10 protein-coding genes are annotated in these 13392 nt (G+C 70.1%); 6 read left to right on the top strand and 4 right to left on the bottom strand.

Going from position 1 to position 13392, the window contains the following annotated elements:
* The first annotated feature begins 97 nt into the window (after positions 1–97).
* From D7I44_RS12210 to glpX, 4 genes are all read left to right on the top strand, one after another.
* Complete coding sequence (locus D7I44_RS12210; RefSeq protein ID WP_120789749.1) at positions 98–2743, top strand: lamin tail domain-containing protein; 2646 nt, start codon at positions 98–100, stop codon at positions 2741–2743.
* A 118-nt stretch (positions 2744–2861) separates the two neighbouring features.
* Complete coding sequence (locus D7I44_RS12205; protein WP_162940256.1) at positions 2862–4577, top strand: cation:proton antiporter; 1716 nt, start codon at positions 2862–2864, stop codon at positions 4575–4577.
* 90 nt (positions 4578–4667) lie between these two features.
* Positions 4668–6131, top strand: coding sequence for an NAD-dependent succinate-semialdehyde dehydrogenase (locus tag D7I44_RS12200; protein ID WP_120789747.1), 1464 nt, complete (start codon positions 4668–4670; stop codon positions 6129–6131).
* A gap of 73 nt (positions 6132–6204) precedes the next feature.
* Positions 6205–7203, top strand: coding sequence for a class II fructose-bisphosphatase (glpX, locus tag D7I44_RS12195; protein WP_245979576.1), 999 nt, complete (start codon positions 6205–6207; stop codon positions 7201–7203).
* Positions 7204–7304: 101 nt separating this feature from the next.
* On the opposite strand, the gene D7I44_RS12190 is transcribed toward glpX, so the two are convergent.
* Positions 7305–8750, bottom strand: coding sequence for a helix-turn-helix transcriptional regulator (locus D7I44_RS12190; RefSeq protein WP_120789746.1), 1446 nt, complete (start codon positions 8748–8750; stop codon positions 7305–7307).
* 123 nt (positions 8751–8873) lie between these two features.
* On the opposite strand from D7I44_RS12190, the gene D7I44_RS12185 reads away from it, so the two are divergent.
* Complete coding sequence (locus tag D7I44_RS12185) at positions 8874–10730, top strand: phosphoenolpyruvate carboxykinase (GTP) (RefSeq protein ID WP_120789745.1); 1857 nt, start codon at positions 8874–8876, stop codon at positions 10728–10730.
* On the opposite strand, the gene D7I44_RS12180 is transcribed toward D7I44_RS12185, so the two are convergent.
* The 3 genes from D7I44_RS12180 to D7I44_RS12170 all read right to left on the bottom strand — a co-directional run bounded on the left by D7I44_RS12180 (position 10727) and on the right by D7I44_RS12170 (position 12596).
* Positions 10727–11065, bottom strand: coding sequence for a hypothetical protein (locus tag D7I44_RS12180; protein ID WP_120789744.1), 339 nt, complete (start codon positions 11063–11065; stop codon positions 10727–10729). The two genes, D7I44_RS12185 and D7I44_RS12180, sit on opposite strands and share 4 nt — an antisense overlap.
* Before the next feature lie 78 nt (positions 11066–11143).
* A complete protein-coding gene (locus D7I44_RS12175; protein ID WP_120789743.1) occupies positions 11144–11872 on the bottom strand; it encodes a DUF1361 domain-containing protein in 729 nt (242 codons plus the stop codon).
* Between the two features lie 13 nt (positions 11873–11885).
* The gene (locus D7I44_RS12170; protein WP_162940255.1) at positions 11886–12596 is read right to left on the bottom strand and encodes an amidase domain-containing protein; all 711 of its coding nucleotides are present in this window, start codon (positions 12594–12596) and stop codon (positions 11886–11888) included.
* Positions 12597–12684: 88 nt separating this feature from the next.
* Here D7I44_RS12170 and D7I44_RS12165 point away from each other — a divergent pair, with 88 nt between their 5' ends.
* Complete coding sequence (locus D7I44_RS12165; RefSeq protein ID WP_120789741.1) at positions 12685–13287, top strand: hypothetical protein; 603 nt, start codon at positions 12685–12687, stop codon at positions 13285–13287.
* The last annotated feature ends 105 nt before the right edge of the window (positions 13288–13392 follow it).

Below are 13392 nucleotides of genomic sequence, written 5' to 3'. Positions count from 1 at the left end.
AAGATGAATTTCTGTCACAAGCATCGGCTGAGGCATCCATCGCGCGATTGGCTTCGATCAGAGCCCCATCATCTCCCAGACCCGAGGGACAAGTTCTGTGACTGCACCGCTGCGCCGGAACGCCGGCGTCTTCCTGGCGACCACTTCGATCATCGCGGCGGCGCTGGTCGCAATCCCGATGGCAGCGCAAGCGGCGCCGCCGGTCGGCGTCGACCTCTCGCAATACCGACTCGTCGGACGGTACGCGCTGCCGGAGGCGCCCGCGACTCCGGCACCCGCCGGCAGCCTGCTCGCGCAGGAGGCCTCGTCGGTCACCTACGACTGGGACACCGACACGCTGTTCGTCGTCGGCGACGGCGGCACCTCGGTCGTGCAGGTCTCGAAGACGGGCGAGCTGATCGACAGCGAGACCCTCGCGGCGGGCAGCAGCCCGCAGGGTACGGAGTTCTACGACACCGAGGCGATCACCTATGTCGGGAACGGCCAGTTCGTGCTCGGCGAGGAGCGCTACCAGCAGGTCAATCTCTTCACCTATCAGGCGGGCGCGACCCTCACCCGAGCCGATGTGAAGACGGTCAAGCTCGGCGCGACCATCGGCAACATCGGAATCGAGGGCTTCGCCTACGACCCATCGACCTCGACGGCGAGTGCCCCCGGCTTCGTCGGCGTCAAGGAGATCGACCCCAAGGGCGTCTTCCAGACGAACATCGACTTCGCGGCGGGCACCGCCACCAACGCCGACACCGGCGGCGAGCCCGCGAACCTCTTCGACCCGGCGCTCGTCGCGACCGACGACTTCTCCGACGTGTACCCGCTGTCGAACCAGCCGTCTCTGGCGGGCACCGACCAGGCATCCGACCTGCTCATCATCAGCCAGCAGTCGGGCGAGATCGTCGACGTCACACGTGACGGCACCACGCGTAGCTCTCTAGCGATCACGGATGCCGGGGCGCCGCTCTCGGTGCCCGATGAGACTCACGAGGGCATCACGATGGACCGCGACGGTGTCATCTACACCGTCAACGAGAACGGCGGCGGCGACGCGAGCCACCCGCAGCTGTGGGTGTACGCGCCGAACCCGGTCACAGCGCCGCGCGTCGCGGTCACCGAGGTCGACGCGGCCGGCAGCGGCGCCTCGTACGCGGCCGACTGGTTCGAGCTGACCAACACCGGCTCGACGGACATCGATCTCACCGGCTGGAAGATGGACGACTCGTCGAACGCCCTCTCGACGGCGGTCGCGCTGCGCGGCCTGGCCACGCTGCCCGCCGGCGAGTCGGCGGTGTTCCTCGAGAACGACGACGCGGCGGCCACGCCTGACTCCTCGGTCGCCGCGGCCTTCTCGACGGCGTGGTACGGCTCGCCCACTCCCCCTGCCGGCTTCCTGGCCGGCTTCTACGGCGGCTCCGGCGTAGGTCTCTCGACGGGTGGCGACGGGGTCAACCTCTTCGACGCCGCGGGGAATCACGTGACCGGCGTCTCGTTCGGGGCAGTTCCTGCGGGCGGCGCGACGCTCGACAACTCGGCGCGCCTCGGAGCGGTCGCGGCGCCCGTCACGATCTCGCGCACCTCAGCCGAGTCCGTGTTCGGCGCCTTCACCTCCCCCGGCCAGTTCAAGGAGGTCGGCTCGCCCGACGGCCTCGCGCCCACCGGCGGCGGCACCACCCCGCCGCCCACGGGCGGCACGGTCGTCGTCACCGAGGTCGCGCCGTGGGGCAGCGGCGACTCGCCCTACGCGGCCGACTGGTTCGAGCTGACCAACACCGGCACCACGACCGTCGACCTGACGGACTGGAAGATGGACGACAGCTCCGCGTCGATCGGCACCGCGGTGGCCATGGCCGGAGTCGCATCGCTTCCGGCGGGCGCCTCGGCCGTGTTCTTCGAGGACACGAGCGGCACGGATGCCACGATCGAAGCCGCCTTCGCCGAGGCCTGGTTCAGGCAGTCCACGCTGCCGGCCGGCTTCCTCATCGGCCACTACGGCGGCTCGGGCGTCGGCCTGTCGACCGGCGGCGACGCGGTCGCGGTGTTCGACGCGACCGGCGACCTCGTCACCGGCGTCGCCTTCGGCGGCTCGCCCACCGCTGCCCCGTACGCGACCTTCGACAACACGGCGAACGTCGGCTCGTCGACGCTGCCGCTGCCGACGATCTCGACGCTCAGCGCGGTCGGCGTGAACGGCGCGTTCCTGGCCGCGGACGGCGCCGAGATCGGCTCGCCCTCCGGCGCCGCAGCGCCCGATCTGGTCGCGCCCACGGTGACCTTCTCGGGCGACAAGGGCAGCTACGGCATCCTCTCTCAGATCTCGATCACCTCGGCTGCGACCGACAACGTGGGCGTCGCGAGCTCGACGCTTCCGAGCGCGGTCGGGCCGGCCTGGTCGTTCGGCGCGGGTTCGCACACGCTTGCGGCGAGCGCGTCGGATGCCGCGGGGAATGTGGGGAAGGCATCCGCCGACTTCACCGTGACCGTCGCGTCGGGCGATCTCTCGAAGCTGACGACGCAGTGGGTGCAGAGCTCCGCCAAGTACAAGTCGAGCAACGTGATCGTGAAGCTCGTCGCGACCGTGCTGGTGGCGGCGGTGAGCTCGGCGCTGCTCGCCTTCAACCCGAAGGCGAGCGCATCGGCGAAGGCGGCACGGGTCTCGGCGTACGACGCGGCGGTCCGCTCGCTGGCCTCGGCCGGCTGGCTGACGAGCTCGCAGGCGGCCACGCTCACGGGCCTCGCCGCCGCGCTCTGATTCGGCTCCGGACGTCACGAGGTCGCGCGCCGGCGCTGCCGGGCGTGACTTCGTGACGGCCGCGCGCCCGGTATCGTCGTTGGCATAGATGACGCATAGCTGAACGGCGGTGATGGGCATGGAGACGGAGGTCATCCTGCTGGCCGCCGTCGGGGTGCTCGTGCTGGTGGCGGCTACCGGCCTCTCGCGCCGCATCGGCGTCGCGGCGCCCCTGCTGCTCGTCGCCATCGGCGCGGGGCTCAGCTACCTGCCCGGCGCCCCGGCGATCCACCTCGAGGCCGAGTGGATCCTGCTCATCGTGCTGCCGCCGCTGCTCTACGGCGCGGCGGTGGCGTTCCCGGTGATCGACTTCCGCCGCAACCTGCCGCCGATCGCGTTCCTCGGGGTCGCGCTCGTCATCATCTCGGCGGTCGCGGTCGGCTGGGTGCTGTTCATCGTCTTCCCCGACCTGGACCTGGCGAGCGCGATCGCGCTCGGCGCCGTGCTGAGCCCGACCGACGCCGTCTCGGCGACGTCGATCGCGAAGCGCATCGGCCTGCCGTCGCGCATCGTCACGGTGCTCGAGGGCGAGAGCCTCGTGAACGACGCATCCGCCCTCGTTCTGCTGCGCACCGCGACCGCCTCGATCGCCGCCGTCTTCGACCTGCCCGCCGCCGTGGGCAGCTTCTTCTGGGCGACGTTCGCGGCGATCGTCGTCGGCGCGGCGGTCGGCGCGCTCGCGGTGTTCGTGCGGTCGCGCTTCAAGGACCCGGTCATGGTCACGTCGATCTCGTTCGTGATCCCGTTCTTCGCCTACGCCCCCGCCGAGGCGATCGACGCCTCCGGCGTGATCGCGGTCGTCACGACCGGGCTCATCGTCGGGCACTACAGCGTTCGCTCGCAGACGATCCAGCTGCGCTTCGCCGAGCAGACGAACTGGCGCACGGTGCAGTTCATCCTCGAGAACGGCGTCTTCCTGCTGATGGGCTACCAGCTGCGGGAGTACATCGACGATGACATCCATGCCGGCTTCCAGCCCGGTTACACAATCGCGATCGGGCTGCTCGCGGTCGCGGTGCTGGTCGTTGTGCGGCTCGCCTTCACCTTCCCGCTGTTCGCGCTGCTCGCCCGCCGCAGCAGACGCATCGCGGCCGGGCGGCACAGCCTGTGGGGCATGCTCTCGGTGCGCGTGCGCCAGCGGCTCGTCGCACTACGGCACCGCGGCAGCGACGTCGACTGGCGCCATCAGCTCAAGCGCCGCTACGAGTCCGACCGCGCGTTCCACGCCCGCGAGGCGCTCGGCTGGCGGTCGAGCGCGATCATCGGCTGGTCTGGCATGCGCGGCGTCGTGACGGTCGCGGCCGTTCAGTCGTTGCCGACCGACACGCCCTATCGTGCGGCGCTGATCCTGATCGCGTTCACCGCGGCGACCGCGACGCTGCTGCTCGGCGGGCTCACGCTGCCGAGCCTCGCCCGCGCGCTCGGGGTGCGCGAGGCGGAGACGGCGCCCGGCTCAGACATCCGCGCCCTCTTCACCGAGCTGGCGCGCACCGGGCGCGAGGTGCTCGCGGATCCTGAGCTCGCACGGCCTGACGGCACCCCGTTCTCGCCCGACGCCGTCGAGCAGATCGACGGCGAGATCGCCCGGCAGGCGCACGTCGCCGAACGCAGCCTGCCGTCGACGCCGAGCGGCAAGCAGTCTGCGGAACTGCAGGAGCTGCGCCGCCAGGTGTTCGCCGCCGAGCGCGAGGCCCTCGCCGACGCACGCGCGACCAGCACCTTCGGCAGCGCGGCGCTCGACACGGCCGAGGCGATCCTCAACACGATCGAGGCGCAGACCACCGCCGACGGCTGAGAAGGGCGGCGGGCGGATGCCTGCGGTGCGTGCCGACGCGGAATCCGGGGCATTATTCGTAGTGACGAGACCCGTTGAGGAGAGCGATCTATGAACGAGCGTGAGAGCGCGTTGCTGGCTTCTGTGCAGAACAAGCTGTTCATCGGCGGCGAGTGGGTGGATGCCTCGGGCGGCGGCACCTTCGACGTGCGCGACCCCGCGACGGGCGAGGTGATCCACTCCATCGCCGACGCGACGCCTGAGGACGGCATCCGCGCGCTCGACGCCGCGGTCGCCGCGCAGGACGCCTGGGCGGCCACAGCACCGCGAACCCGCAGCGACATCCTGCGGCGAGCGTGGGAGCTCGTGCAGCAGCACAAGGACGACCTCGCGCTCATCATGACGCTCGAGATGGGCAAGCCCTACGCCGAGGCGCTCGGCGAGGTGACCTACGGCGGCGAGTTCCTACGCTGGTTCTCCGAAGAGGCCGTGCGGATCACGGGCCGCTACGGTCTCAACCCGGAAGGGACGGGCCGCATCATCGTCGCCCAGCGCCCGGTCGGCCCGTCGTTCTTCATCACGCCGTGGAACTTCCCGCTCGCGATGGCGACGCGCAAGATCGCGCCGGCGCTCGCGGCCGGGTGCACGGTGGTCGTGAAGCCGGCGCAGCTCACCCCGCTCACAACCGTGTTCTTCACGCAACTGCTCGTCGAGGCGGGCCTGCCCGCCGGCGTCGTCAACATCGTCACCTCGTCGTCGTCGAACAAGGTCGCCGCCCCGATCATCGCGGACCCGCGGCTGCGCAAGCTGTCGTTCACGGGTTCGACCGAGGTGGGCCGCAAGCTCATCGCGCAGGCCGCCGACGGTGTGCTGCGCGTCTCGATGGAGCTCGGCGGCAACGCCCCCTTCGTCGTCTTCGAGGACGCCGACCTCGACAAGGCCGTCGACGGGGCCATCGCGGCGAAGTTCCGCAACATCGGCGAGGCGTGCACGGCGGCGAACCGCTTCATCGTGCACGAGTCCGTCGCCGACGAGTTCGCCGCGCGCGTCACCGAGCGCGTCACAGCGATGAAGATCGGCCGCGGCACCGAGGACGGTGTCACGATCGGCCCGCTGATCGACGACGACGCGGTCTCCAAGGCTTCGGAGCTCGTGGCGGATGCCGCACGCCGAGGCGCCACGATCACCACCGGCGGCCACCGTCTCGACGGCGCAGGCACCTTCTTCGAGCCGACCGTGCTGACGGGCGTGCGGCCGGGCAGCTCGATCCTGCGCGAGGAGATCTTCGGGCCGGTGCTCGCGATCGCCACCTTCGACACCGAAGACGAGGCCGTCCGGCTCGCGAACGACACCGAGTACGGCCTCGTCTCCTACGTCTTCACGCAGGACCTCGCCCGCGGCCACCGCATGATCGACCGCCTCGAGACCGGAATGATGGGCCTCAACGTCGGTGTGCTCTCGAACGCCGCGGCGCCGTTCGGCGGCGTCAAGCAGTCGGGCGTCGGCCGCGAGGGCGGCTTCGAGGGCATCCACGAGTACCTCTCGACCAAGTACACGCTGCTGCCCGTTTCCTAGATCGGCAAGAATCCGGATTCTTGCCGCCATCGTGGCGGTTCGGCGGCGTCGCCGCGTGCCTAGCGTCGAAGACATGACCCTTCTCACGCAGCCCGCAGGCCCCCGCGACACCGACGTGCTCAGCCCCGACCGCAACCTCGCGATGGAGCTCGTGCGTGCGACGGAGGCCGCCGCCATCGGCGCCTCGAGCTGGGTGGGCCGCGGCCGCAAAGAGATCGCAGACGGCGCGGCCGTCGATGCGATGCGCGCCTTCCTCGGCACCGTCGCCTTCGACGGCACCGTCGTGATCGGCGAGGGCGAGAAGGACCACGCGCCGATGCTGTTCAACGGCGAGCGCGTCGGCACCGGCGACGGGCCGGCGTGCGACATCGCCGTCGACCCGATCGACGGCACCTCCCTCACCGCCACCGGTCGCGCGGGCGCGCTCAGCGTCATCGCGGTGAGCGACCGCGGTTCCATGTACGACCCGAGCGCCGTCTTCTACATGGACAAGCTCGCCGCCGGACCCGAGGGCCGCGGCGTCGTCTCGCTCGAGCAGTCGGTGGGCGACAACATCCGCGAGCTGGCGCGGGCGCTCGGCAAGCATCCGTCTGACCTGCGCGTCGCCGTGCTCGACCGGCCGCGGCACGAGGGTCTCGTCGACGAGATCCGCACCGCGGGCGCCGGCACGCGCCTGCTCTCCGACGGCGACGTCGGCGGCGGCATCGACGCCGCGCGCCATGGCTCGCCGATCGACCTGTGCCTCGGCATCGGCGGCACGCCCGAGGGCATCATCACGGCGTGCGCCATCAAGGCGCTCGGCGGCGTTCTGCAGGGGCGGCTCGCGCCGCGCGACGAGGCAGAGGCGAAGAAGGCGACGGATGCCGGGCACGACCTCACCCGCATCCTCGACCTCGACGACCTGGTCGCCGGCGACAACACCTACTTCGTGGCGACCGGCGTCACGGGCGGCGATCTGCTGCGCGGGGTCGAGCGCACCTCACGTGTGATCCGCACCGAGTCGATCGTGCTGCGCTCCGCGAGCGGAACGCTGCGCCGCATCTCGGCGGAGCACCTCCCCGAGAAGTGGTAGCCGCCGAGGGCGGTCGCCTCAACTGCGCTGAACGGTCACCGCTGCGTGCTGCGTCGCGCGCTAGCGCGCGGCGGTGACCGTCTGGCGCAGTTGACGCAAGGTCACTCGGGGGCCGAGTGCCGCTCGAGGAACTCGTAGAGCTCGGCGTCGTCGACCCCCGGGAAGTTCCCTGACGGCAGCGGCGACAGGATGTGCGTGTGCGCGCGCGCCGACGGCCACGCGGCGCGGTGCCAACGCTCCTCGAGCTCGTCGGGGGCGTTCTGGCAGCACCTCGGATCCGGGCACGTCGAGACGGCGCGCACCGTCGTCTCGCGCCCCCGGAACCACTTCGCGTCGTCGAACGGCACCCCGAAGGTGATCGAGAACCGGCCGTCATCGCCCGACCCGACCTGCGTCTCGCACCAGAACGTGCCCGCTGGGGTGTCGGTGTACTGCGCGAGCGCGGTCGTGTGCTGGTTCGACGCGAGCGCCGCCCGCGCCCCGAACTTGCGGCACGCGAACTGCCCCTCGACCGCCCCCGTCACGTCGGCGGGCAGCGGCAGCCCGTCGTTCTCGTACACCCGGTAGATCGCCCCGTCGTAGCCCACCCGCAGGAAGTGCACCTTCAGGTCGAGGTGCGCGGTCGCGAGGTTGGTGAGCCGCATCGCCGCCGACTCGTGCGTGGTGCCGAAGGCATCGCGGAAGTCGTCCACCGCGAGCTCTCGGCGCTTCTTCGCACCCTGCAGGTAGGCGACCGCGGCCGACCGCGGCATCAGGCACGCCGCGGCGAAGTAGTTGATCTCGAGCCGCTGCTTGAGGAAGGTCGCATAGTCCCCCGGCGCCTCATGCCCGAGCACGCGATGCGCGATCGCCTGCAGCGCCATCGACCGCAGCCCGTGGCCGCCCGGAATCGACGCGGGCGGCAGGAAGATGCGCCCGTGTTCGAGGTCGGTGATCGACCGCGTCGAGCGCGGCAGGTCGTCGACGTAGAGCAGCTCGAAGCCGAGCTGCTCCGCCATCGTGGCCACCTCGCGATGCGTCAGCGCGCCCTGGGTGTGCCCCGTCGCCTTCACCCGATCCTCCGCCTCCTGCTCGATATCCGGCAGGTAGTTGTCCTGCGCACGCATCCGCTCGCGCTGCTCCGTGTTCGCTCGCCGCGCCTGCTCGGGCGTCGCGATCTGCTCGCGCGTGCGCCGCGCCAGCTCGCGGTGCATGCCGACGAGCGCCTCGAGCACCTCGGTCGGTGTGCCGCGCGTCGGCCGTACGACCGGCAAGCCGGTCGATGCGTAGAGAACGGATGCCTGCGCCCGCGTCAACTCGATCTCGAGCGCGCTGCGCGCGTCGGGCGCCTCGTCGCTGATCAGCTCGGAGAGCTCGACCTCGAGCGCCGCGGCGAGCGCGCGCAGCAGCGACAGCTTCGGCTCGCGCCGCCCGTTCTCGACGAGCGAGAGCTGGCTCGGCGCCGCCTCGACCTTGGCGCCGAGCTGGTCCAGGGTGAGCCCGCGCGCGGTACGGAAGTGACGGATGCGGCGACCCACGGTCACCAGGTCGACGTTGCCCTGAGCCATGACATGACCCTATGTCAAGAATCCGAATTCTTCACCCGCTTTTCCTCGAACAGGCGACGGATTCCTGGCCCAGAGTGGCATCACGGCACGATCTTCACCCAACCTGACGAAGGAGCAGCCGCCATGACAATCCTGGAAGCCCGCCCCCAGACTGAGCGGCGCACTGCTGAGACGCCCGCCTCCGACTCCGACGTGCGCGCGTGGGTCGACCAGGTCGCCGCGCTCACCCAGCCCGAACGGGTCGTGTGGTGCGACGGCAGCGACCGCGAGCGGCACGAGCTCACCCAGGTGCTGCTGGACGAGGGCAAGCTGATCAGACTCAATGGCGAGTACCGGCCGGGCAGCTACCTCGCCCGCAGCGACCCCGACGACGTGGCGCGGGTCGAGAGCCGCACCTTCATCTGCTCGACGAGCCGCGACGACGCGGGCCCGACGAATAACTGGGTCGACCCCGATGAGATGAAGCACGAGCTGACCGGCCGGTTCGCGGGCTCGATGCGCGGCCGCACGCTCTACGTCGTGCCGTTCTCGATGGGCCCGGTCGGCGGCCGGCTGTCGAAGCTCGGCGTGCAGCTCACCGACAGCGCCTACGTCGCACTGAGCATGCACATCATGACCCGCGTCGGCACCGGCGCCCTCGCGCTGATCGACGCCGGCCAGTCGTGGGTGAAGGCGTTGCACTCCGTCGGCTCCCCGCTGATCGACGACGACGGCGCCCGGCATCCTGATTCGGAGTGGCCGTGCAATCCCGACAAGTACATCGCCCACTTCCCGGACACCCGCGAGATCTGGTCGTTCGGCTCCGGCTACGGCGGCAACGCGCTGCTCGGCAAGAAATCCTTCGCGCTGCGCATCGCGAGCGTCATCGCCCGCGACGAGGGGTGGCTGGCCGAGCACATGCTGCTCATCAAGCTCACCTCGCCGGTGGGCCGCCCCTTCCACCTCGCCGCCGCATTCCCGTCGGCCTGCGGCAAGACGAACCTCGCCATGCTGCGCTCGACGCTGCCCGGCTGGCGCGTCGAGACGCTCGGCGACGACATCGCCTGGCTGCGCCAGGGCGAGGACGGCCGGCTGTGGGCGATCAACCCCGAGGCCGGATTCTTCGGCGTGGCTCCGGGCACCGGGGAATCCACCAACCCCAACGCGATCGAGACGATCTGGGGCAACACCATCTTCACCAACGCCGCCCTCACCGACGACGGCGACGTGTGGTGGGAGGGCATGACCGACACGGTCCCGGGCCACCTTCTCGACTGGACCGGCGCCGACTGGCACCCCGGCCTCGGCCGCCCGGCCGCGCACCCGAACGCGCGTTTCACGGTGTCCGCCGCGCAGTGCCCCTCGATCGCCGGCGACTGGGAGGCGCACGACGGCGTGCCCATCGACGCGATCATCTTCGGCGGCCGCCGCGCCAGCAACGTGCCGCTCGTGCTCGAAGCCCGCTCATGGGACCACGGGGTCTTCCTCGGCGCGACCATCGCGAGCGAGCAGACCGCCGCGGCCGAGGGCGCGGTCGGCGCCCTGCGCCGCGATCCGTTCGCGATGTTGCCCTTCTGCGGCTACAACATGGCCGACTACTGGGCGCACTGGGTGTCTGTCGGCGAGCGGCTGGGCGCGAACGCGCCCAAGATCTTCCAGGTCAACTGGTTCCGCAAGGGTGCAGACGGCCGCTACCTGTGGCCGGGTTTCGGAGACAACATCCGTGTCCTCGAGTGGATCGCTTCACGACTCGAGGGCACGGAGCCGGCGGCGGTCGACGGGCCGCTCGGCCGCGTCCCGGCAGACGGCGCGCTCGACGTCTCGGGACTCGGGCTCACGGATGCCGACCTCGACGAGCTCTTCGCCGTCGACCCCGCCGCGTGGCAGGCCGAGGCCGACCTCACCGAGGAGTTCTTCGCCGGCTTCGGCGACCGGGTTCCGACCGAGCTGCACGCGCAGCTCGCCGAGCTCCGCAGTCGCCTCGCCGAGAAGCAGGGCTAGGCGTCGACGAGCGGAGCGTCCAGCCGCCACACGGTCGCGGGCAGGGGCGCGGTGATGCGCACGGCCACCATTCCATGGCGGATCAGTGAGGCATCCAGCCCCTCGAATGCCATACGCGCATCGTCGCCGATCGTCACCAAGCCACGGCGCTCATCGAGGCTGATGGGGTCGAACACCAGGGGCCGCTCGACCGTGACCTCGAGGCGCACACCCGTGGCGGGCATCACCTCGGCGTCGACGAGGGGCTCAGCCGTGAGCAGATGCGCTGCCGGAAGCAGCAGCAGATACGTCACGGTGCTGGCGCCGACGACGCGAGTGCAGCTGTAGACCGACATGAGATCACCCCTGTGAAAGACGCTAGGGGGCGCGCAGTGCAACACGCTTGCCCCAGTGCTGGGGACTGACCCGGGGACCTATGAGAACAGGGCGCGATAGAAGATCACATAGATCGGCACGTAGACCAGCGCGACGAGCACGGCATGCGACAGCACGAAGCCGCCCGCTTCGAGAGCTCGGCCCGGCTCACGCAGGTGCGTGATCAGCTTGTGGGCGAGGGATGCCGGGTGCCGCACGTCCCAGCTGTTGAAGCGCAGATACCGGCCGAGGTACACGCCGAGCGCGCCGAGCACGATGACCACGCCGGCGAATACCCAGCTGAAGCCTGGCGCTCCGGTGCTGTGGCCGTTCGGGTCGGCGAGCAGCACGAAGCCGGTCTGGACGATGGCGAGACCGGCGATGGCGTTGGCGATGCCGGAGAGCGTCAGCGTCAAGGTCTGCACGATGTCGAACCAGAGCGGCACAGGGTCGGATTCCTGCCTGTGGCTGAAGTTCAGCTCGGTGATCAGGTAAATGGCGTTGGGGAAGAACAGCACCCACAGCACGGTCGCGACGACGAGATAGATCCAGACGAGGACCACCGCGCCTTCGTGCAGACCCGCGGCAAGCACCTCAACCACCGGCGCGAGCAGCAGCAAGCCCGCGATGCCGACGAGCGCGCCGACGACGGGCAGGAACGAGAGCGCGATGTTGACGAGCATCGGCCGGTACAGCCGCACGCGGTAGACCGCGGCCCGCAGCACGATCAGCACCGCGGCGTACACGTTCAGTAGAACGATGGCGATCAGGTCGACGAGCGCTGCCATGGTTGACCTGTGTTCAGTTCGTGTCGCGGGTGAGATGGAAGACGACGTACTTCGCGCCCGGATGCTCGGTGGTGACCTCGTCGTCGAGATCGCGGAAGTCGTAGTCGATGTTGTGGCTGGCCATGCTGATCGACGCCTGTCCCCCGGCGGTCGTGATGCGGTCGATCACCTGCACGTGGTCGGGGGCCGCCGAATAGCCGCCGCTCGCGTTCTTCCACCAGAACATCACGACGTCGCCGACGGCGTACTTCGACCGGTCGCTCTCGCCGAGCTCGACGAGGCCGAGCTCCGACGCGTTGGCGCGGAGGTACGTGTACATCGAGGGCACGAAGGCCCATGCCGAGCTCATCGCGTTCGGGCCGTGGTTGAACCACTTCGAGTTCATCGTCCAGCCGCGCTGCAGCAGGGTCTGGCTGACGAAGTTCGCGCAGTCGCCGCCGTTGGGGTTGTCATCGCCATAGGCCGCCGAGTTGTACGTCTTCCAGTACGTCAGCGCGTAGTCGACCTGGCGCTGCTGCGCTGCGGAGAGCGGCGCGTTCAACGGCACTGCCGCCGCCGTCAGGGAGGGGGTGGGCCTGGCCTCGAAGATCGGCGATTCGGCCGCGCGAAGCGAGACCTCGCTCGCGCCGGGGGTGAAGAGCCGCCCGATCGCCCAACCGCCGACGGCGAGGACCGCCAGGATCAGCATGACGCCGACCAGTTGACCTCGGAGCGTGAGCCTCACAGGGAAACGATAGACGGCACTCTCGCTGAAACCGTGGAGATCTCGCATCACTCTGGACATAGACGCTCGTCGGGGATCGAATTGAGGAATGCAGTTCTTCTCCGCCTCACGCAACGACGATGCACCGGAGCCGTCGATTCATCGCACGCCCGAGTGGCTTCAGCCGCCGGCCGATGAGATCCCGAACCCGGTGCCGACGACACGGGTGCTGTGGCGCAAGCCGGGTGTCGCTCTCACGCTGAGGCGCATCGACGCGTACTCGAACGGCTGCTCGTTCCGCATCCAGGCCGACGCGCGCCGCGAGGACGGTATGGACCGAGACCGCTGGGACGAGATCATCGACGCACTGTCGAACCACCGCCAGCGGCACCGCGACCTGGAAGGGCGCATGCGCTTCGGCGTCACCGTCGCCGACGGACGCAGCGCCAGCGCAGATCGCGGATTCCGGGTGGAGCTCGGCGAGCACGAGGACCCGTCCGGCCCGATTCTGACCATCAACCACCACGGAGGCGGCGGATCGGACAGCGAGTACGCCATGGGCTACCGGCTCTGGCTGTGGCCGTTGCCGCCCGCCGGACCCCTCACCCTCCATTTCCAGTGGACGTCCCTCGGCATCGACGAGGGGTCGACGGAACTGGACATGACCCCGGTCGTCGCGGCCGCCGCTTCGACGACACCGATCTGGACGTGAGATGAAACCGAGTCGGGCCGGTTTCAGGCGCGGAGGCACACGCGAAACGTCTTCAACCGTCGCTGCGTTGCCGCCAGTAGCCGGGTCGGCGTCGGTCATGCGCGT

Origin of the sequence: Gryllotalpicola protaetiae (genome assembly GCF_003627055.1) — a bacterium.
Lineage (GTDB): Bacteria > Actinomycetota > Actinomycetes > Actinomycetales > Microbacteriaceae > Gryllotalpicola > Gryllotalpicola protaetiae.
This window is presented reverse-complemented; position numbering and strand designations above follow the sequence as displayed.

Excerpts from the sequence above, each read along its gene's own strand:
- D7I44_RS12205 (WP_162940256.1), top strand. The coding sequence starts at position 2,862 with ATGGAGACGGAGGTCATCCTGCTGGCCGCCGTCGGGGTGCTCGTGCTG.
- D7I44_RS12200 (WP_120789747.1), top strand. The coding sequence starts at position 4,668 with ATGAACGAGCGTGAGAGCGCGTTGCTGGCTTCTGTGCAGAACAAGCTG.
- glpX (WP_245979576.1), top strand. The coding sequence starts at position 6,205 with ATGACCCTTCTCACGCAGCCCGCAGGCCCCCGCGACACCGACGTGCTC.
- D7I44_RS12190 (WP_120789746.1), bottom strand. The coding sequence starts at position 8,750 with ATGGCTCAGGGCAACGTCGACCTGGTGACCGTGGGTCGCCGCATCCGT.
- D7I44_RS12185 (WP_120789745.1), top strand. The coding sequence starts at position 8,874 with ATGACAATCCTGGAAGCCCGCCCCCAGACTGAGCGGCGCACTGCTGAG.
- D7I44_RS12180 (WP_120789744.1), bottom strand. The coding sequence starts at position 11,065 with ATGTCGGTCTACAGCTGCACTCGCGTCGTCGGCGCCAGCACCGTGACG.
- D7I44_RS12175 (WP_120789743.1), bottom strand. The coding sequence starts at position 11,872 with ATGGCAGCGCTCGTCGACCTGATCGCCATCGTTCTACTGAACGTGTAC.
- D7I44_RS12165 (WP_120789741.1), top strand. The coding sequence starts at position 12,685 with ATGCAGTTCTTCTCCGCCTCACGCAACGACGATGCACCGGAGCCGTCG.